We start from the raw sequence: 19,773 nt of genomic DNA on the forward strand, positions 1-19,773 counted from the left end.
TCCCCTTTCCCCCTCGGGGGGGGAAGGTTAACTTTTCTTTGGGGGGAAAGGGGTGGAAAAAAGGGAAAGGGGGGGGGGAGGGGGGGGGGAAGGGGGGGGGGGGGGGGGGGCCCCCCCCCCCCCCACCGCCCTGTGCCAGGTCATGCGCGCCTGGCCGGCGTGACGGGGATCAGCTGCAACCGCTGGTCGAGCCGCAGCCCTCGCAGATGTAGCAGGAACCGGCCCGCTGCATCTTCGTACCGCAGGAGAAGCAGAGCGGGGCGTCGGCCTGGATGCCCAGCTGCATCTCCACCAGCTCGGCGCTGGTGTGGGCCTGCTTCGGGGCGGGCTGGGCCACCTCGACCTCGGCCTTCGGGGTGGCGACGGCCTTCAGGTCCGTCTGCCGCGGGGCCGACTGGGCCAGGCCCTCGACGTCGACGTCCTCCTCGGCCGGCTCGTACGAACCGGTCTCCAGGTGGCGCTGACGCTCCTCGGCGGAGTGGATGCCGAGCGCGGAGCGGGTCTCGAAGGGCAGGAAGTCGAGCGCCAGGCGGCGGAAGATGTAGTCGACGATCGACTGCGCCATCCGCACGTCCGGGTCGTCCGTCATACCGGCCGGCTCGAAGCGCATGTTGGTGAACTTCGAGACGTACGTCTCCAGCGGCACGCCGTACTGGAGGCCGACGGAGACCGCGATGGAGAACGCGTCCATCATGCCCGCGAGGGTCGAGCCCTGCTTCGACATCTTCAGGAAGACCTCGCCGAGACCGTCGTCCGGGTAGGAGTTGGCGGTCATGTAGCCCTCGGCGCCGCCGACCGTGAAGGACGTGGTGATGCCGGGACGGCCCTTGGGGAGGCGCTTGCGGACCGGGCGGTACTCGACGACCTTCTCGACCGCGGTACGGATCGTGTCCTCGGCCTTCTCGGTGATCTCGGCCTTCTCCTTCTCCTTGGTCTTCGCGGAGAGGGGCTGGCCGACCTTGCAGTTGTCGCGGTAGATCGCGAGCGCCTTGACGCCGAGCTTCCAGGCCTCGAAGTAGATCTCCTCGACCTCCTCGACGGTCGCCGTCTCCGGCATGTTGACCGTCTTGGAGATGGCGCCGGAGATCCACGGCTGGATCGCGGCCATCATGCGGACGTGGCCCATCGGGGAGATGGCGCGCTCGCCCATGGCGCAGTCGAACACCTCGTAGTGCTCCTGCTTCAGGCCGGGGGCGTCGATCACGTTGCCGTTGTCGGCGATGTGGGCGACGATCGCCTCGATCTGCTCCTCCTGGTAGCCCAGACGGCGCAGGGCCTGCGGGACGGTGCCGTTGACGATCTGCATCGAGCCGCCGCCGACCAGCTTCTTGAACTTGACCAGGGCGAGGTCGGGCTCGACACCGGTGGTGTCGCAGGACATCGCGAGGCCGATGGTGCCGGTGGGGGCGAGCACGGACGCCTGGGAGTTACGGAAACCGTTCTTCTCGCCGAGGCGCACCACGTCCTGCCAGGCCTCCGTGGCGGCGGCCCAGACCGGGTTGTCCAGGTCGTCCATGCGGACGGCCGTGCCGTTGGCGTCGGCGTGCTGCTTCATGACGCGGTTGTGGGCGTCGGCGTTGCGGGCGTAGCCGTCGTACGGGCCGACGACCGAGGCCAGTTCGGCGGAGCGGCGGTAGGCGGTGCCGGTCATCAGGGAGGTGATGGCACCGGCCAGGGCGCGGCCGCCGTCGGAGTCGTACGCGTGGCCGGTGGCCATCAGCAGGGCGCCGAGGTTGGCGTAGCCGATGCCGAGCTGGCGGAACGCGCGCGTGTTTTCGCCGATCTTCTGGGTCGGGAAGTCGGCGAAGCAGATGGAGATGTCCATCGCGGTGATGACCAGCTCGACGACCTGCTGGAAGCGCTCGGTCTCGAAGGACTGGTGGCCCTGGCCGTCGTCCTTGAGGAACTTCATCAGGTTCAGCGAGGCGAGGTTGCAGGACGTGTTGTCCAGGTGCATGTACTCGCTGCACGGGTTCGACGCGGTGATCCGGCCGGACTCGGGGCAGGTGTGCCAGCGGTTGATCACACCGTCGTACTGAATGCCCGGGTCGGCGCAGGCCCACGCGGCCTCGGCCATCTTGCGGAACAGCTTCTTGGCGTCGACCTTCTCGATGACCTCGCCGGTCATACGGGCACGCAGGCCGAACTCGGTGCCGTTCTCGACGGCCGTCATGAACTCGTCGTTCACGCGGACGGAGTTGTTCGCGTTCTGGTACTGGACGGACGTGATGTCGTCGCCGCCCAGGTCCATGTCGAAGCCCGCGTCGCGCAGGGCGCGGATCTTCTCCTCCTCCTTCACCTTGGTCTCGATGAAGTCCTCGACGTCCGGGTGGTCCACGTCGAGGACGACCATCTTGGCGGCGCGACGGGTGGCGCCACCGGACTTGATGGTGCCGGCGGAGGCGTCGGCGCCGCGCATGAAGGAGACCGGGCCGGAGGCGTTGCCGCCGGAGGACAGCAGCTCCTTGGAGGAGCGGATGCGGGAGAGGTTCAGGCCGGCGCCGGAGCCGCCCTTGAAGATCATGCCCTCTTCCTTGTACCAGTCGAGGATCGACTCCATGGAGTCGTCGACGGACAGGATGAAGCAGGCGGAGACCTGCTGGGGCTGCGGGGTGCCGACGTTGAACCAGACAGGGCTGTTGAAGCTGAAGATCTGGTGCAGGAGGGCGTAGGCCAGCTCGTGTTCGAAGATCTCGGCGTCGGCGGGCGAGGAGAAGTACTTGTGGTCCTCACCGGCCTTCCGGTACGTCTTCACGATGCGGTCGATCAGCTGCCTCAGGCTGACCTCGCGCTGGGGGGTGCCGACGGCACCGCGGAAGTACTTGCTGGTGACGATGTTGACCGCGTTCACCGACCAGAAGTCGGGGAACTCGACGCCACGCTGCTCGAAGTTGACCGAGCCGTCGCGCCAGTTGGTCATGACGACGTCACGACGCTCCCACGCGACCTCGTCGTACGGGTGCACGCCGGGGGTGGTGTGGATGCGCTCGATACGCAGTCCCTTGGTGGCCTTGGTGCCCTTCGCTCGGGAACCTCGTGCCGGACCGCTCGCCGTCTCTGTCATGCCGCCTCCCTCTACGGGCGAAAACGCCCTGAAATGCCACGATGTTCCCGTGACACGTTGTTCTGTCGTGTGCTGTGGGCACCCACGCGCTACCGCCCACAGCAGGTCTGAATCCGCCGCCACCCGGCCGGCCCCGGAGTCTTCCGTCCGGTCCCGGCCTGTCGGTCAGTCGGCGGCGTGGGCGGGCTCGGGGACCGGAACAGTCCCTCCGGGCCCGCCGTCGTCTTCCCGGCTCCCCGCGACAGCGCCCGCGGCGCCTCCCGCGTGCTCGCGGTCGTCCTTGTCCGCGGCGGAGCGTCCCGTCTGTTCCCTGAGTTCCGCGATGGCGGACTCGAAGTCCTCGAGCGAGTCGAAGGCCCGGTACACGGAGGCGAACCTCAGGTAGGCGACGAGGTCCAGCTCCTGCAGCGGGCCGAGTATGGCCAGCCCCACGTCATGGGTGGTCAGCTCGGCGCTCCCGGTGGCCCGCACCGCCTCCTCGACCCGCTGGCCGAGCTGGGCGAGGGCGTCCTCGGTGACAGGCCTTCCCTGACACGCCTTGCGCACGCCGTTGATGACCTTGGTACGGCTGAACGGCTCGGTGACTCCGGACCGCTTCACCACCATCAGCGAACACGTCTCCACGGTCGTGAAACGACGGGAGCAGTCCGGGCACTGGCGGCGCCGGCGGATGGACGTGCCGTCGTCCGTCGTACGGCTGTCGACGACACGGCTGTCGGGGTGCCTGCAGAAGGGGCAGTGCATGAAACTCCCAACCCTCCTCACAGCAGACTCAATAGCCTCGCCGGGCCTCATGGGCCCCTCGAAGCAGCCCCAAGCATAGGCGATCCACGAGCGTCCGAAGACACGGGTGACCACAACTTCTGGGCCGCAGCTCTCATCCAACCACTACATGTGGGGATTGGCTCATGCATGTACACGAAACGCGCGTGTCGCGCTCGCGCGGTCACACACCGTACGCCGCGGCCGTCGCACCGGACCCGCGGAACACACCCGCGCGCGCGTGCACGGCCGTGTCGTCGCGGCACTTACGGCGATACGGTGGGGGCCGCAGGGAGGAGAGGTGGGACTCTCGCAGAGAGCGGGGCCCGGCCCCCGGCGGGCGAGACTCCGGATGGCAGACTGGGGCGACACCCCGGCAGGGCCATCGGCCTCGGTCGTGGCTCAGCGGTGAAGGGTACAACAATGAGCCCTTTTGTCCGCGAGGCGCTATGTCAGCCATACACCCAGACACATGATCAAGTCAGGCTATCCGCGCTTTTTCACTCGAACGTGTGTTTGGCGCAACCTTTCGAAAGCAACTACCGTTGTCCAGCAGGGAGACAATCGAGAGGGGCCGACGTGACCACCACCGCAGACAGTGCCACCATCACCGCCCAGGACCGCTCCCAGGGCCGACTCGAGCCGGTGCATGCGATGAACGAAGCCGTGAACCCGGAGGGGCACAAGCGCTCCCTGCCGGGCCGACCTCCAGGGATCCGGGCGGACAGCTCGGGACTCACCGACCGGCAGCGTCGGGTGATCGAGGTCATCAGGGACTCCGTGCAGCGGCGCGGCTACCCGCCGTCCATGCGGGAGATCGGCCAGGCGGTCGGCCTGTCCAGCACCTCCTCGGTCGCGCACCAGCTGATGGCCCTGGAGCGCAAGGGCTTCCTGCGCCGCGATCCGCACCGCCCGCGCGCGTACGAGGTGCGCGGCTCCGACCAGGCCGCCACCGTGCAGCCCACGGACACCGCCGGCAAGCCCGCCGCGTCGTACGTCCCGCTGGTCGGCCGGATCGCCGCCGGTGGCCCGATCCTCGCCGAGGAGTCCGTCGAGGACGTCTTCCCGCTCCCCCGGCAGCTCGTGGGCGACGGTGAGCTGTTCGTGCTGAAGGTCGTCGGCGACTCGATGATCGAGGCCGCGATCTGCGACGGCGACTGGGTCACCGTCCGCCGCCAGCCCGTCGCCGAGAACGGCGACATCGTCGCCGCCATGCTCGACGGCGAGGCCACCGTGAAGCGCTTCAAGCGCGAGGACGGCCATGTGTGGCTCCTCCCGCACAACGCGGCCTACGAGCCGATCCCGGGTGACGACGCGACCATCCTCGGCAAGGTGGTGGCCGTACTGCGCCGCGTCTGAGGCCGGCGGGCGGACGCCACCGCTCCGCCCCCCTTGACTGGGCCCCGGGATCCCTGCGCCGGTTCCGGGGCCCTGTGCTGTGCCGGAACGCCCTGCACCGCCCAAGCGTCCGCGCTTCGGGGGCCCGCCCCGCAGGGGGACGGGCCGGGTCTCACCCTGCCTCGGCCTCTTTCGCAGCCTCGGCCTTCTTCGCCGCCTCGTCGATCGCCGCGAGGGACTTCCGCACCTGGTTGCGGTCCGTGGTGTACCAGAAGTCCGGCAGCGACGCCTTCAGATAGCTCCCGTAGCGGGCCGTCGCCAACCGCTGGTCCAGTACGGCCACCACACCGCGGTCCCCCGACGCGCGTACGAGCCGGCCCGCGCCCTGCGCCATGAGGAGCGCCGCATGCGTGGCGGCGACGGCCATGAAGCCGTTACCGCCGGCGTCCTCCACCGCCTTCTGGCGGGCGCTCATCAGTGGGTCGTCCGGGCGCGGGAACGGGATCTTGTCCATGACGACCAGCTGGCAGCTGGGGCCCGGGACGTCCACACCCTGCCAGAGGGACAGCGTGCCGAAGAGACACGTCCTCGGATCCGCCGCGAAGTTCTTGATCAGCTCACCCAGCGTCTCCTCGCCCTGGAGGAGGACGGGGAACTCGGGGATGCGGGTGCGCAGTTCCTCCGCGGCGAGCTGAGCGGCCCGCATGGAGGAGAAGAGGCCCAGCGTCCGGCCGCCGGCCGCCTGGATCAGTTCGGTCAGTTCATCCAGCATGTCGGCGCGGTCGCCGTCGCGTGCGGGGCGCGCCAGGTGCTTGGCCACGTAGAGGATGCCCTGCTTGCCGTAGTCGAAGGGCGAGCCGACGTCGATGCCCTTCCACTGCGGGACATCGTCGCCCTCCGTGCCCTCGGGGGCGAGCCCCATCGAGGCGCCGACGCCGTTGAAGTCACCGCCGAGCTTCAGCGTGGCCGAGGCCAGCGTCACCGAGCGGTCCGCGAACAGCTTCTCCCGCAGCAGGCCCGACACCGACATCGGGGCGACGCGCAGGGAGGCACCGAAGCGGTCGTGCCGCTCGTACCAGACAACGTCGTACTCGGACCCGTTGACGATCCGCTCCGCCACGTCGTGCACGGACTCCACGGAGGCGAGCGCCTGCTTGCGGACCGCGTCCTCGTCCTGCACGGACTTGTCGCGGGTCGCCCCGATCGCGGAGATCACGGTACGCGCGGCGTCGCGCAGCGCCATCAGGGCGTAGCCGAGATCCTCCGGGATCTCCTCCAGACGGCCCGGCAGCGCCAGCTCCATCAGCCGCTCGAAGCCCTCGGCAGCGGTCTGGAGCTGGTCGGCGGCCTTCTCGTTGACCAGCTTGGCGGCCCGGCGCACCGCGCGGTTCACCTGGCCCGGGGTGAGTTCGCCGGTCGCGACGCCGGTGACCCTCGAGACCAGCTCGTGGGCCTCGTCGACGATCAGTACCTCGTGCTGCGGCAGGACCGGGGCGCCCTCGATGGCGTCGATGGCCAGCAGGGCGTGGTTGGTGACGACGACCTCGGCAAGCTTGGCCCGCTCACGGGCCATCTCCGCGAAGCATTCGGCGCCGTACGCGCACTTCGTCGCGCCCAGGCACTCCCGCGAGGACACCGACACCTGGGCCCAGGCCCGGTCGGACACGCCGGGAGTGAGGTCGTCGCGGTCGCCGGTCTCGGTCTCGTCCGACCAGTCGCGCAGCCGTAGCAGGTCCTGGCCCAGCTTGCTGGTCGGGGCAGCCGCCTCGAACTGGTCGAAGAGGCCCTCCTCCTCGTCCTGCGGGACACCTTCGTGCAGGCGGTGCAGGCACAGGTAGTTCGATCTGCCCTTGAGCATCGCGAACTCCGGACGGCGGCGCAGCAGCGGATGCAGCGCCTCGACCGTGCGGGGCAGATCGCGCTCCACGAGCTGGCGCTGAAGGGCGAGGGTGGCGGTCGCCACCACGACCCGCTCCCCGTGCGCGAGCGCGGGCACGAGGTACCCCAGCGACTTTCCGGTGCCGGTGCCGGCCTGGACGAGCAGGTGGGATCCGTCGTCGATGGCTTCCGCGACGGCTTCGGCCATGGCCACCTGGCCGGGGCGCTCCGCGCCGCCGACAGCGGAGACGGCGGCATGGAGGAGTTCAGGGAGGGAGGGCTTCGTCATAGCGCGACCACCCTACGGCTCGGGACTGACAAACGGGTGATCGCGCAGGTGGTCAGGGAGGGGGGTGGTGACGGAATCAAGGTGTGAGGTTCTCGGCTTCGGGGGTGTGGAGTGGGGTGGGCCGTGTGCGGAGTGGGTGCGTATGAGGCGGGTGGCGGGTGTGGTGGGTGTGGCCGGTGGCAGGTGTGCCGTGACGGGTGATGAGTGTGGCGGGTGGCAGGTGGGGCGGGTGGTGGATGTGGCGGGTGGGGCGAGAAATTTTTGAGAACGGAGGAACGTGCGGGAACCGGCACGATTCCCGAGGCGTTCCACCTGTGACGGATCAACTGCGGAGCGTCACAGAACATCACGCAGGTTCCGGTCCCGGACCATGAGGGCGGCCCGCTTGGCGGGGAGGTCGACCTCGGCGAAGAACCGGAAGCCCGCGCTGAGGAAAGCGGCGACGGAGGGGGTGTTGCGAAGGTCGGGTTCAGCGACGACACGCGTGCATGCGGGTCTCTCGCGCAGCACGAGATCGGCGACGGCTCTGAGCAGCAGGCTGCCGAGCCCTCGTCCCCGGTCGGCGACCTCGCCGACGAGGAGATGGACCCCGGTGTCGTGAGGCCGCACCGGATAGTGGCGGGCCAGCGGGTCGAGGTCCGCCCGGTAGATCTCCCAATAGCTCATCGGCGTGCCCGCCAACACGCCCACACACGGAACGCTGCGCCCGTCACCGGCGAGTTGGGGGCGCAGGTGCCGCTCGGTCACGGACATGGGACCTGCCAGTTCCCAGAACGCCGCGACCTCGGGGTCGTTCATCCACCGCCCGACGGACGGAAGGTCCCGCTCAAGGTGTACGGGGACGAGGCGAAACGCACCCGCGGGCGTGACGGCCGGCGCCCAGTCACCGACACGGCCGAGCAGATCGTCGGCGGTGGGGGTGGCGATGGCGGTACCGGTGACGGCGGTACCGGTGACGGTGGCTGCGCGGGTGGCAGGCACGGTGCGCTCCTCTCAGCGGTGGGTCGGGGCAACGGCCGGTACAGGAACGGAAGGAATCTCAGGGCCGGACGGAATCTCAGGGCCGGAGGGAATCTCAGGCCGGAGGGAATCTCAGGCCGGAGGGAATCTCAGGCCGGAGGGAATCTCAGGCCGGAGGGAATCTCAGGGATGAAGAGAGTGAAGGGGGTTGGCAATGGTGACGTAGACGGACTGGGTGTCCACCGGGCCGACGAGTTCGTCCAGGCCGTGCAGCCGGGTCAGCAGATTGGCTTTGCAGCGCAGGGTGGGTGAGTCGAGCAGTCGGGCGGGCAGGGAGCTGCGCAGCCGGTCGGGGCCGGAGGTGGCGTCGGTGAGGAAGCGGCGGAACGCGGCGAGCAGGAGGTGCTCGTCGGCGAGCTTCTGGGAGCCGAACGCACCGATGAGTCCGAGCACGTTGTTGATGCCGAGGTAGTACGCGAAGCGCTCGTCGGTCACATCGTCGGAGACGAAGGTGTCGCTGCGCTCGCCGATACCGGGCAGCCGGGCTTCGAGTTCCGCACGGCGGGAGTCGCGGAAGTAGTAGCCCTGGTTGTCGCGGTAGCGGCCGCCCGCGGGCCAGCCATCGGGGTCCAGCAGGAGGAGGGTGTTCTGCTGGTGCGCCTCCAGGGCAATACCGGCCTCACCGTCCAGCCACAACACCGGGCGTACGACCTGCTCCAGGTAGCGCAGGAACCACTCGGCGGCGACGGCCGCTCGCGGACGGCCTGTCCGTTCGGCGAGACGCGTGACGAGCGTGACCAGCCGGGAGCTGTGCGCGGGCGGCTGGTCCGGGCACGGTGGGAGTGCCTCGGCTGTCGGGAGGTACGGCCGGGGTGCCACGAGGCCGGCGACGCAGGTGACGTCGTCGGTCGGGCTGAACGGATTGTGGCGGATCACCACGTCGAGGCCCGTCACCGGGAGGCCGTCCGTCCCGTCGACCGCGAGCCACGCCGGGTCGCGGACGATGTCGAAGCCGGGGTGGGCCGCCTGCAACTGCCTGAACAGGCCGGCGCGCAGCAGACGGTGGACCTCGACGCCGCGGTGGAGCTCCTTGCGGAGGTTCTCGCGACGGGAGTTGGTGATGTGCAGGCCCAGCGACAGCTTGAACATCGCCGGGGTGCCGGACCGGTGGACGGTCCGTACCGAGGAGGTGGGATGCCATGGGGAGCCATGAGCGCCGAGGTCGTGGAGCAACCCGGCGTCGAACAGGGCCGCGACCTCGGGGCGGTGCCGGGCCTCGCGAAGCTGCCAGGGGTGCACCGGCAGCGCCGCGCAGCCGTCGGGAAGGGGCAGCTCGGCATCGGCGAGCCGGGCCGTCAGCCGGTCGGCGGGGACGGTACGCCCACGGGCCGTCCAGGCGGAGTCGGTGGCGAGTACGGAAGGAGCGACAGCGAGCCAGTGCAGGAGGAAGGAGCCACGTGATTCGGGTGAGTACAGACGCGCTTCGCTCTCCGAGAGGCCTTCTCGGCTCTTCGGGGTCGGGTGCAGGGGATGTCCGAGGACCAGTGCCTGTTCGGCGGAGAGAAAGAGATCGGGTCCGTCGGCGGGGCGTTCCCGGCGTTCCCTGATGAAGGCGGTGGTACGGCGGACCGAGTCGGCGACGCGGGCCACGAGGTCGGGGCCCTCGCTGGGCAAGGGGGCGCGAGCCTGGCCGAGCGAGTCCCTCTCACCGGTCGGGCCGGTCGGGCCGGTCGGATTGGTGGGACTGGTGGGGTCTGTTGTTCCGGTCGTTCCGGTCGTTCCGGTCGTTCCGGTCGGACCGTGCGCGCCGGGGTTCTCGCGGGTCAGGAGGGCCGCCAATGTGACGGCGTCCACGGGTGGGGACTGCTCGGGTGCGTCGGCCAGGCGCGGGAGGCCGAACCGGTGGTAGCCGGTGGGGGACCAGGAGAGGACGGGGGCGAGCAGGGCGGTGCCGCTGGCGGGGAGCGGTACGCGGAGGGTGCCGTCGCCGGGGACGGGGAGGCCGGTCTCGCGGACCCAGCAGCGCAGCACGTTCTCCACGGCCGCGGCCTGGGCCGCCGTGTGCGGGTCGGGGTGGTCGAGGAGGTCGGTCGGAGCGGTTCGTAGCGGTTCGGTGTGGGTGGTCACCCCTTGTTGGCGGGGGGCCGGGACGGAGGAGGTCGATGGTGGTGTGGGGGCTTCGGCAGGTGTGTGCTGCGAGGGGACTGCGGGCTGTGGGGAGGTGGTCAAGGTCGCTCCTCGTGAGGTGGGGCCGGGGTCGGCCGGCTCTGCCGGGTGAGGGGGTGATCCGTGGGGACCCTGCCGTCGGCGTGGGCGCGGGCCACCGCCGCCATCGCGTCGGCCAGGCGGTCGAGAACGGCTGCCGCCTGTTCGTCGGTGATCGTCAAAGGTGGCAGGAGCCGTACGACGCTCGCGTGGCGCCCGCCGAGTTCGACGATCAGTCCGCGGCGCAGACACTCCCGTTGGAGGGCGGCGGCCAGGCCGGGGGCGGCGGGGTGAGGGTTCCGGGCAGGGGGACAGGCCGCAGCAGTGCGGGGCGCGTGGCCGCCGCCGGGGAGGTGGTGGGCGTCGAGCCCGGCCGCCGGCGCGCCGATCCCGGCGGCGACGGCATGAGCGGCGGCCGAGGAGGCGACCGTGTCCCCGTGACCGCCGGCACCGCCGTGACCGCTGGGCCCCCCGTGACCGCCGGCACCGCCGTGACCACTGGGCCCCCCGTGACCGCTGGCGCCTCCGTGACCACTGACGCCGGCGGAGGCCGAAGCGCCGGCCTGACCGTGGTCGCCGACCTGACCGCTGCCACCTCGCTCAACGCTGCCCCACCCCAGCCCGTTCCTCCGCTCCCCCTCCGGGTCGATCAGCTCGATCCCGATCATCAGGCCGCGCCCACGTACGTCACCGATGCAGGGAAAGTCCGCTGCGAGGCGGCCGAGTTGGCTCAGCAGGTGGGAGCCCAGGGTGGCCGCGCGGCCGGCGAGGCCGTTCTCGCGGACGTAGGCGAGGGTGGCCGTGCCGGCGGCCATGGCGAGTTGGTTGCCGCGGAAGGTGCCCGCGTGGGCGCCTGGTTCCCAGACGTCGAGGTCGTCGCGGTAGACGACGACGGCCAGGGGCAGGCTGCCACCGATGGCCTTGGAGAGGACCATCACGTCGGGGGTGACCCCGCTGTGTTCCACCGCCCAGAAGGCACCGGTGCGGCCGACGCCCGTCTGGACCTCGTCGGCGATGAGGGGGATGGAGCGGTCGGCGGTGATCTGCCGCATACGGCGCATCCAGGTGTCCGGCGCAGGAATCACCCCGCCCTCGCCCTGGACGGGTTCGAGGATCATCCCGGCGGGTGGACGGACACCGGACTTGGGGTCGTCGAGGACGGACTCGGTCCAGCGGGCGGCGAGTTCTGCGCCGGGCTCGCCGCCGACACCGAACGGACAGCGGTAGTCCTGCGGAAAGGGCAGGCGCGTCACCCGGACGTCGAAGGCGCCTCCGGAGGCTTCGAGGGATCCGGCGGTCATGCCGTGGTAGGCACCGGTGAAGGCCAGGACGCCGGTGCGGCCGGTGGCGGCGCGGACCAGCTTGAGCGCGGCCTCGACGGCGTCCGTTCCGGCCGGGCCGCAGAACTGCACGCGCGCGTGGTCGGTCAGCCCGGGCGGCAGGGTGCGGAACAGCTCGGTGATGAAGGCGTCCTTGACGGGCGTGGCGAGGTCGAGGACGTGCAGGGGCGCGCCCGAGTCGAGGACCTTGCGGATGGCTTCCAGCACGACGGGGTGGTTGTGGCCGAGCGCGAGGGTGCCGGCGCCCGAGAGGCAGTCGAGGTAGCGGCGGCCGTCAGCCCCCTCGATGGTCAGTCCGCGCGCCCGGACCGGAACGATGGGCAGGGCCCGCGCATAGGTGCGCGCCGCGGACTCGCGCGCCGACTGGCGTCGCAGGATCCCCTCGTGCGCGGGCCTCGAACCGGTCGGCACTCCGACCACGACGGTCCCGCCCTCAGCCGCCCCGGTGGCGGTCACGCGAACAGCCCGCGCGGCAGCCGCTCCGAGGGCAGTCCCGGAAGCACCGACACCAACCCCCGGCCTCCCCGAATCCGCCGAGTTCCCCGACTCCCCCGAACCCCTCGAATCCTCCGCCGCATCCCCCTCCGCCACAGGCTCGGTCACGGCCACGGCTCCCTGTCCTCCCGCTGTCCAGAGGCAAGTCGGTGCATCGCGCAGGAGGCCGGGATCCCGGTCACCGGATCCGCGCACCTCGGACGGCGAACTCGTCACTTCGGTGGAATTGCGCACGGAGGGCCTGGCACCGGCAGCAGGCCCTCACCGCTACCAACCGCGGAGCCCGTACCGGGTTACGGGTTGCCTCAAGATCCTTGCCGTGACGGAACCGTTGCCGTTCCGTCGGAAGTCCCCCACAGCGAGCGCATATCGTGTGATGCCGTCGCACATGGCCGTGAGACCCGCGTGAACTCGCCGTGAGATCAGGATGAGTACCTGCTCGGGACCGGTCGGCGGCTTCAAGTTCGTTGACAGCAGGGGGAGTTAAAACCATGCGATTCATACGGCCGTCGTTCACCGCTCGCCGAGGGGGGACCGCGCGCCGCAGAACGTCCCCCGTGCTGGGTGCCCTCGCCCTCGCCTCGGTGCTCGCGCTCACCGCGACCGCCTGCGATTCGGGCGACACCAACGCCGACGGTCAGGCCGGTGCTTCGGCCACGGCCGGCGGCGACGGCAAGATCACGATCCCGGACGACATCAAGGACAAGCTCAAGGAACACGGGATCGATCTCGACAAGTGGAAGAACGGCGCCTGGAAGGAGTGGGACAAGGACGACTGGCTGCGCGAGGCGCAGGACTACATCAACCCGATCATCGAGGGCCTGTGGGACCCGGACCGGATGCGGGAGGCCGAGGACCCGGACCGCGGGGTCGACGACAACGACCTCTCCGGTGACCAGGGCGTGACCGACCCGACGCCCCAGGCGGTGGACGCGAAGGCCGTGCCGACGACGTACCACGCCAACGCCCCCGAAGCGGGCAAGGTGTTCTTCGACTCCCCCGAGGGCACGATGGTGTGCTCGGCGACGGTCGTGCAGGACCCGGCCCACCCCGGCAAGTCCAACATGGTGTGGACGGCGGGCCACTGTGTGCACGCGGGCAAGGACGGCGGCTGGTACCGCAACATCGCGTTCGTGCCGTCGTACAACGACGCGGGCATGTCGAGCCAGGAGATGGAGACGGCGACCAAGGAGCAGGTGGCTCCGTACGGCGTCTGGTGGGGTGACTGGGTGCGGACCTCGGACCAGTGGATCGCCCAGGGCGGGCAGACCGGCGGTGACGGTGCCTCGTACGACTTCGCCGTCATCCATGTGACGCCCGAGGAGGGTGGCTCCGGCAAGTCCCTGGAGGAGACGGTCGGTTCGGCGCTGCCGGTGGACTTCGCCGCGCCCGCGGTACCGAAGGTGGACAGCATCACCGCGACGGGTTATCCGGCGGCGGAGCCGTTCGACGGGCAGAAGCTGTACCAGTGCCAGGACAAGCCGGGACGGCTCTCGATCAACGCCTCGGACCCGACGATGTACCGGATCGGCTGCACGATGACCGGCGGTTCCTCCGGTGGCGGCTGGGTGGCCGCGGGGTCGGACGGCAAGCCGGCGCTGGTGTCCAACACCTCGATCGGTCCGGTGAGTTCCGGCTGGCTCGCGGGGCCGCGGCTGGGTGAGGTGGCCAAGGGCGTGTACGACTCGGTGAGCGACAAGTTCGCCGGTCAGTAGCCGGAACCGGCGGTGGGGCACCACTCGGGAACCTTCACCGTCCGCGCCGAAGCCCCGCCCCCTGCGACAGGGAGCGGGGCCTCACCTTTGGGTCGTACGGGTCGGACCGCGGAGGTCAGACCGCCGAGGCGGGCACGTACGGCGCGAGATCCGCCGCGAGTTCCTCGTGCACCCGCACCTTGAGCAGGGTGCCGTCCGCCGTGTGCTCCGCGGAGATCACCTCGCCCTCGGTGTGGGCGCGGGCGACCAGCTTGCCGTGGGTGTACGGCACGAGCGCCTCGATCTCGACCGAGGGCCGCGGCAGCTCGTTGTCGATCAGCGCGAGCAGTTCCTCGATGCCCTGGCCGGTGCGGGCGGAGACCGCGATGGAGCGCTTCTCGATCCGCATCAGCCGCTGGAGGGTCAGCGGGTCGGCCGCGTCCGCCTTGTTGATCACGACGATCTCGGGCACGCCGGTGGCACCGACGTCCCTGACCACCTCGCGGACGGCGGCCAGCTGCTCCTCCGGGTTGGGGTGCGAGCCGTCCACCACGTGGAGGATCAGGTCGGACTCGCCGACCTCCTCCATGGTGGAGCGGAACGCCTCGACCAGGTGGTGCGGCAGGTGCCGGACGAAGCCGACCGTGTCCACCAGGGTGTACAGGCGGCCGCTCGGCGTCTCGGCCCGGCGCACGGTCGGGTCGAGGGTCGCGAACAGCGCGTTCTCGACCAGGACGCCCGCGCCGGTCAGCCGGTTGAGCAGGGAGGACTTGCCGGCGTTGGTGTAGCCCGCGATGGCGACGGAGGGCACCTTGTGGCGCTTGCGCTCCTGGCGCTTGATTTCGCGGCCGGTCTTCATGTCCGCGATCTCCCGGCGCATCTTCGCCATCTTCTCGCGGATCCGCCGCCGGTCCGTCTCGATCTTGGTCTCACCGGGACCACGGGTGGCGAGGCCGCCGCCCTTGCCGCCGCCCATCTGACGGGACAGCGACTGACCCCAGCCTCGCAGCCTCGGCAGCATGTACTGCATCTGCGCGAGCGCGACCTGCGCCTTGCCCTCCCGGGACTTGGCGTGCTGGGCGAAGATGTCGAGGATCAGGGCCGTACGGTCGATGACCTTGACCTTGACGACGTCTTCGAGGGCGATGAGCTGGCCGGGGCTGAGTTCACCGTCGCAGATGACGGTGTCCGCGCCGGACTCGACGACGATGTCACGCAGCTCCAAGGCCTTACCGGAACCGATGAAGGTGGCCGCGTCGGGCTTGTCGCGGCGCTGGATCACACCGTCGAGCACGAGCGCGCCTGCGGTCTCCGCGAGGGCCGCCAGCTCCGCGAGGGAGTTGTCCGCGTCCTGCACGGTCCCCGTGGTCCAGACGCCGACGAGCACGACCCGCTCCAGACGGAGCTGGCGGTACTCGACCTCGGTGACGTCCTCGAGCTCGGTGGAGAGGCCCGCGACACGGCGCAGGGCCGCGCGCTCGGAGCGGTCGAACTGATCGCCGTCCCGCTCTCCGTCGATCTCGTGGCTCCAGGCGACGTCCTCTTCCATCAGGGCATCGGCCCGAAGACCTTCGGGATAGGCGTGCGCGAAGCGCTTGGTGTCCTGGGAAGGGGAAGAAGAGGAGGTCATTGGGTCCTTACGTCGTTGGGGATGCCGATACGGCGGTCCGTCAAGAGTGACAACGCACGAGCACCCCGGGAGATTCCCGCGTCCCGTGCCACGCCGACCCGACGATGGTCGCACGGGACGCCCCGTCTCGTCACCGTCTTATTCCGGGGCCCGACGGTCCGGGAGCCCCGGGCCGTCACCGTGTCACTCCGCGTCCTTCGCCGCGGGCGCGGTGGCCTTCCAGTCGGCGTGGCCGGGCATCGGCGGGGTCTTCTCGCCGTACAGCCAGGCCTGGAAGAAGGCGTCGAGGTCGCGTCCGGAGATCTCCCCGGCAAGGCGCCGGAAGTCGTCCGTGGTGGCCGTGGCGTCCCGGTGGTCGCGCACCCAGGCGCGTTCCAGCTGCTCGAAGGAGCGGGTGCCGATCTCCTCGCGCAGCGCGTACAGGACGAGCGCCGCGCCGTCGTAGATGTTCGGGCGGAAGATGCCGATCTTCTGGCCGGGCTGCGGCGGCTTGGGGAGCGCCGGCGGGCCGCCCGCCTCGCGCCAGCGGTCGGAGGCGCCGTACGCCGCCTTCATGCGCGCCTCCAGGGTGCGGCCCGCCTGCTCCTCCGCGTACAGGGCTTCGTACCAGGTGGCGTGCCCCTCGTTGAGCCAGACGTCGGACCAGGTGCGCGGGCTGACGCTGTCGCCGAACCACTGGTGGGACAGCTCGTGCACCATGATCGACTCGATGTACCACTCGGGATAGCCCGGCTCGGTGAACAGGTCCCTCTCGAAGAGGGAGAGGGTCTGTGTCTCCAGTTCGAAGCCGGTGGATGCCTCGGCCATGAGGACGCCGTACGTCTCGAAGGGGTAGGGGCCGACCTTGCCCTCCATCCAGGCGATCTGCTCGGGGGTCTTCTTCAGCCAGGGTTCGAGCAGCTCGCGGTCCTTGGTGGGGACGACGTCGCGTACGGGCAGGGCGTGCGGTCCCTCGCGGTGCACGACGGTGGAGCGGCCGATGGACACCTGGGCGAGTTCGGTGGCCATGGGGTGATGGGTGCGGTACGTCCAGGTGGTCGCCCCGCCCTCCCGGTCGACGCCGGCCGACAGTCCGTTGGCGACGGCCGTGTAGCCGTCGGGGGCGGTGATCCGGATGGTGAACATGGCCTTGTCGGAGGGGTGGTCGTTGCACGGGAACACCAGGTGGGCGGCGTCGGCCTGGTTGGCCATGGCGAGGCCGTCCGCGGTGCGCACCCAGCCGCCGTCCCGGCCGTCGGCAGCCACGGGGTCGCTGGTGTGCCGCACGGTGACGCGCGTCCAGCTGCCCGTCGGCAGCGGGTCCTGCGGGGTGACGACCAGGTCGTCGCCGGCGCCGGTGAAGGCGGCGGGCTCACCGTCGACCTCGACCGCGTCGACCGTGCCGTGGGCGAAGTCGAGGTTGATCCGCTCCAGAGCGGTGGTGGTCCGGGCGTCGATGGTGGTGACGGCCTGGAGGGGCTTGCTGTTGCTGCCGGGATAGGTGAAGGAGAGGTCGTACGACGCCACGTCGTATCCCGGGTTGCCCAGGTACGGGTAGAGGCGGTCGCCGACGCCCAGCGGGGCCGCCGGGGCGCTCGCGGCGACGAGACAGACGGAGACGGCCGAGGCGAGCAGCGCGGACTTCAGCCGGCGGGAGGTTGCGGGGCGGGGGCGAAGACGGGGGGCCGGGGAGCGGAGGGAGTGCGGCATGCACCACCGCTACCAGCGCGTGCGTGCCCCGTGGCGGCGACGCGCGCCCGGCCCACCCGAACGGGTTGCGCACGCGCGCGTGCGGTGACGTGGGCCCGCGAGGCCGCGGGTGGCGGGCGTTCTCAGGACGCCGGCGCGTGGTGCTGGGCCCGGTCCACGTCGTACACCCCGGGGACGTTCCGCATGGCCCGCATCAGGGTGGGGAGGTGGGCCGCGTCGGGGAGTTGGACGGTGTACGTGTGCCGGACGCGCTGCTGGCTCGGGGGCTCGACGGTGGCGGAGACGATCTCGGCGCCCTCCAGGGCCATGGCCTCGGTGAGGTCGGCGAGCAGATGGGGGCGGCCGAACGATTCGGCGACCAGGGTGACCCGGCACCCGGTGGTGTCGCCCCAGCGCACGTCGACCGCCGCGCGCCCCGCGTCCGCCATGCGCGCCACGGCGGCGCACTCGACGCGGTGCACGGTGACCACTCCCCCGCGCACGGCGAATCCGGTGACCTCGTCGGGCGGTACGGGGGTGCAGCACCCGGCGAGGCGGACGCTCGCGTCGGGCCGGTCGGCGACGGTGATCGCGGCCGCCGGCCGGGACGCCGGGGCGTCGGCGGGGTCCGGCGCAAGGGTGTCGGTCACGGGCCCGGCGGTGGCTCTGACGGTAGGTCCTGCGGTGGACCCGGAGGTAGGTCCGGTGGTGGGTCCGGCGCCCCGCCCGGTCTCCGAGGCAGGCCCCGGAGTGCTGCCGGGAATCCGCCGGGCGGACTCGTCGGCGCGCTCGGCCTCGGCCGGTGCCGGGTGGGTCGCCAGCCACCGCTGGATGGCGATCCGGGCGGCCGGGGTGTGGGCGTGCTCCAGCCACTCCCTGGAGGGCTCGGAGGCCGGGTCCTGGCCCATCAGGAGCTGCACGGTGTCGCCGTCCCGCAGCACGGTGCTGAGGGTTGCCAGCCGGCCGTTCACCCGGGCGCCCATGCAGGCGTGCGCGTCCTCGCCGTACCGCGCGTACGCGGCGTCCACGCAGGTGGCACCGTCGGGCAGGCCGAGCGTGCCGCCGTCGGGGCGGAAGACGGTGATCTCGCGGTCCTGGGCGAGGTCCTCGCGCAGGGTGGACCAGAAGGTGTCGGGGTCGGGCGCGGCCTCCTGCCAGTCGAGGAGGCGGGAGAGCCAGCCGGGCCGGGTGGGATCGGCGCGCTCCTCGTCGGCCGGGGCCGACGCCCGGGTCTGGTCCTCCGCGGAGGCCTCGGGGGAGGCGACGTACGGGTTGCCGAGCGCGACGACGCCGGCCTCGGCGACCTTGTGCATCTGGTGGGTGCGGATGAGGACTTCGGCGACCTGGCCGTCCTCGCGGGCGACGGCGGTGTGCAGCGACTGGTAGAGGTTGAACTTGGGGACGGCGATGAAGTCCTTGAACTCCGAGACGACCGGCGTCATACAGGTGTGGAGTTCACCGAGGACGCCGTAGCAGTCCGCGTCCTCGTTCACCAGCACCAGCAGACGGCCGAAGTCGCAGCCCCGCAGCCGGCCGCGTTTGCGGGAGACACGGTGGACGGAGACGAAGTGCCGCGGCCGGATGAGGACTTCGGCCTGGATGTCGGCGTCGCGCAGGACCGTGCGCATGGCGTCGGCGAACTCGGCGAGCGGGTCGTCCGCCCGGGAGGCGTTGTCGACGATCAGCTCGCGCGTGTGCTCGTACTCCTCGGGGTGCAGGATCGCGAAGACGAGGTCTTCCAGCTCCGTCTTGAGCGCCTGGACGCCGAGGCGCTCGGCGAGCGGGATGAGGACGTCGCGGGTGACCTTGGCGATGCGTTCCTGTTTCTCGGGGCGCATCACGCCGAGGGTGCGCATGTTGTGCAGCCGGTCGGCGAGTTTGATCGACATCACGCGGACGTCGTTGCCGGTGGCGACGAGCATCTTGCGGAAGGTCTCGGGCTCGGCGGCGGCGCCGTAGTCGACCTTCTCCAGCTTCGTGACGCCGTCGACGATGTAGCGCACCTCCGCGCCGAACTGCTCGCCCACCTGATCGAGCGTCACGTCGGTGTCCTCGACGGTGTCGTGCAGCAGAGAGGCCGTCAAGGTCGTGGTCTCCGCGCCGAGTTCGGCGAGGATCAGGGTCACGGCGAGCGGGTGCGTGATGTACGGCTCGCCGCTCTTGCGCATCTGGCCGCGGTGCGAGGACTCGGCGAGCACATAGGCGCGGCGCAGGGGTTCGAGGTCGGCGTCGGGGTGGTGGGCGCGGTGGGCCTCGACGACATGGCCGATCGCGTCGGGCAGCCGGCCGCGGGAGGCGGAGCCGAGCAGCGCGGCGCGGCCAAGGCGGCGCAGGTCGATCCTGGGAAGGCTGCGTCTGCGGGGCGCGGCAGGGACTACCGGGCCTGGGGTCGCAGGGTTCGTGGCCTCCGCACTCATGGGCACCTCCGGCTGCGTGGACCGGCGGACGGG

The 19,773-nt window shown here is 70.9% G+C and carries 11 protein-coding genes; 2 read left to right on the forward strand and 9 right to left on the reverse strand.

The genetic code is table 11. The annotated features are described in order from the left end of the window. Positions 1–169: 169 nt before the first annotated feature. Both ACZ6D7_RS38605 and nrdR read right to left on the reverse strand, forming a co-directional pair. Positions 170–3,064 (reverse strand): vitamin B12-dependent ribonucleotide reductase, encoded by a 2,895-nt coding sequence (locus tag ACZ6D7_RS38605; protein ID WP_469501093.1) that lies wholly within the window; start codon positions 3,062–3,064, stop codon positions 170–172. Positions 3,065–3,229: 165 nt separating this feature from the next. Beyond that, positions 3,230–3,808: a transcriptional regulator NrdR gene (gene nrdR, locus ACZ6D7_RS38610; RefSeq protein ID WP_469501095.1), complete on the reverse strand. Its 579-nt coding sequence runs from the start codon at positions 3,806–3,808 to the stop codon at positions 3,230–3,232. Positions 3,809–4,405: 597 nt separating this feature from the next. On the opposite strand from nrdR, the gene lexA reads away from it, so the two are divergent. Then, positions 4,406–5,185, forward strand: a complete 780-nt coding sequence (lexA, locus tag ACZ6D7_RS38615; protein WP_388402538.1) for a transcriptional repressor LexA — start codon at positions 4,406–4,408, stop codon at positions 5,183–5,185. Positions 5,186–5,336: 151 nt separating this feature from the next. Here the strand turns inward: lexA and ACZ6D7_RS38620 are convergent, their stop codons facing one another. The 4 genes from ACZ6D7_RS38620 to ACZ6D7_RS38635 all read right to left on the reverse strand — a co-directional run bounded on the left by ACZ6D7_RS38620 (position 5,337) and on the right by ACZ6D7_RS38635 (position 12,256). Beyond that, entirely contained in the window at positions 5,337–7,331 is a 1,995-nt protein-coding gene (locus tag ACZ6D7_RS38620) for an ATP-dependent DNA helicase (RefSeq protein WP_469501099.1), read from the reverse strand. A gap of 336 nt (positions 7,332–7,667) precedes the next feature. After that, positions 7,668–8,312 (reverse strand): GNAT family N-acetyltransferase, encoded by a 645-nt coding sequence (locus ACZ6D7_RS38625; protein WP_469501102.1) that lies wholly within the window; start codon positions 8,310–8,312, stop codon positions 7,668–7,670. A 162-nt stretch (positions 8,313–8,474) separates the two neighbouring features. Beyond that, complete coding sequence (locus ACZ6D7_RS38630; RefSeq protein ID WP_469501105.1) at positions 8,475–10,520, reverse strand: IucA/IucC family protein; 2,046 nt, start codon at positions 10,518–10,520, stop codon at positions 8,475–8,477. Further along, positions 10,517–12,256 carry a diaminobutyrate--2-oxoglutarate transaminase family protein gene (locus tag ACZ6D7_RS38635; protein ID WP_469501244.1) on the reverse strand — a complete coding sequence of 580 codons (1,740 nt, stop codon included), beginning with the start codon at positions 12,254–12,256 and terminating at the stop codon, positions 10,517–10,519. The genes ACZ6D7_RS38630 and ACZ6D7_RS38635 overlap by 4 nt, the downstream gene beginning before the upstream one ends. 566 nt (positions 12,257–12,822) lie before the next feature. Between ACZ6D7_RS38635 and ACZ6D7_RS38640 the strand changes: the two genes are divergently transcribed. Further along, the gene (locus ACZ6D7_RS38640) at positions 12,823–14,046 is read left to right on the forward strand and encodes a trypsin-like serine peptidase (RefSeq protein ID WP_469501107.1); all 1,224 of its coding nucleotides are present in this window, start codon (positions 12,823–12,825) and stop codon (positions 14,044–14,046) included. Between the two features lie 115 nt (positions 14,047–14,161). Here the strand turns inward: ACZ6D7_RS38640 and hflX are convergent, their stop codons facing one another. From hflX to ACZ6D7_RS38655, 3 genes are all read right to left on the reverse strand, one after another. Further along, the gene (gene hflX / locus ACZ6D7_RS38645) at positions 14,162–15,655 is read right to left on the reverse strand and encodes a GTPase HflX (protein WP_469501110.1); all 1,494 of its coding nucleotides are present in this window, start codon (positions 15,653–15,655) and stop codon (positions 14,162–14,164) included. Positions 15,656–15,838: 183 nt separating this feature from the next. Beyond that, complete coding sequence (locus ACZ6D7_RS38650; RefSeq protein ID WP_469501113.1) at positions 15,839–17,344, reverse strand: M1 family metallopeptidase; 1,506 nt, start codon at positions 17,342–17,344, stop codon at positions 15,839–15,841. A gap of 122 nt (positions 17,345–17,466) precedes the next feature. Further along, a complete protein-coding gene (locus tag ACZ6D7_RS38655; protein WP_469501115.1) occupies positions 17,467–19,740 on the reverse strand; it encodes a RelA/SpoT family protein in 2,274 nt (757 codons plus the stop codon). Positions 19,741–19,773 lie beyond the last annotated feature (33 nt).

The organism is Streptomyces sp. NPDC041784 (assembly GCF_055591025.1).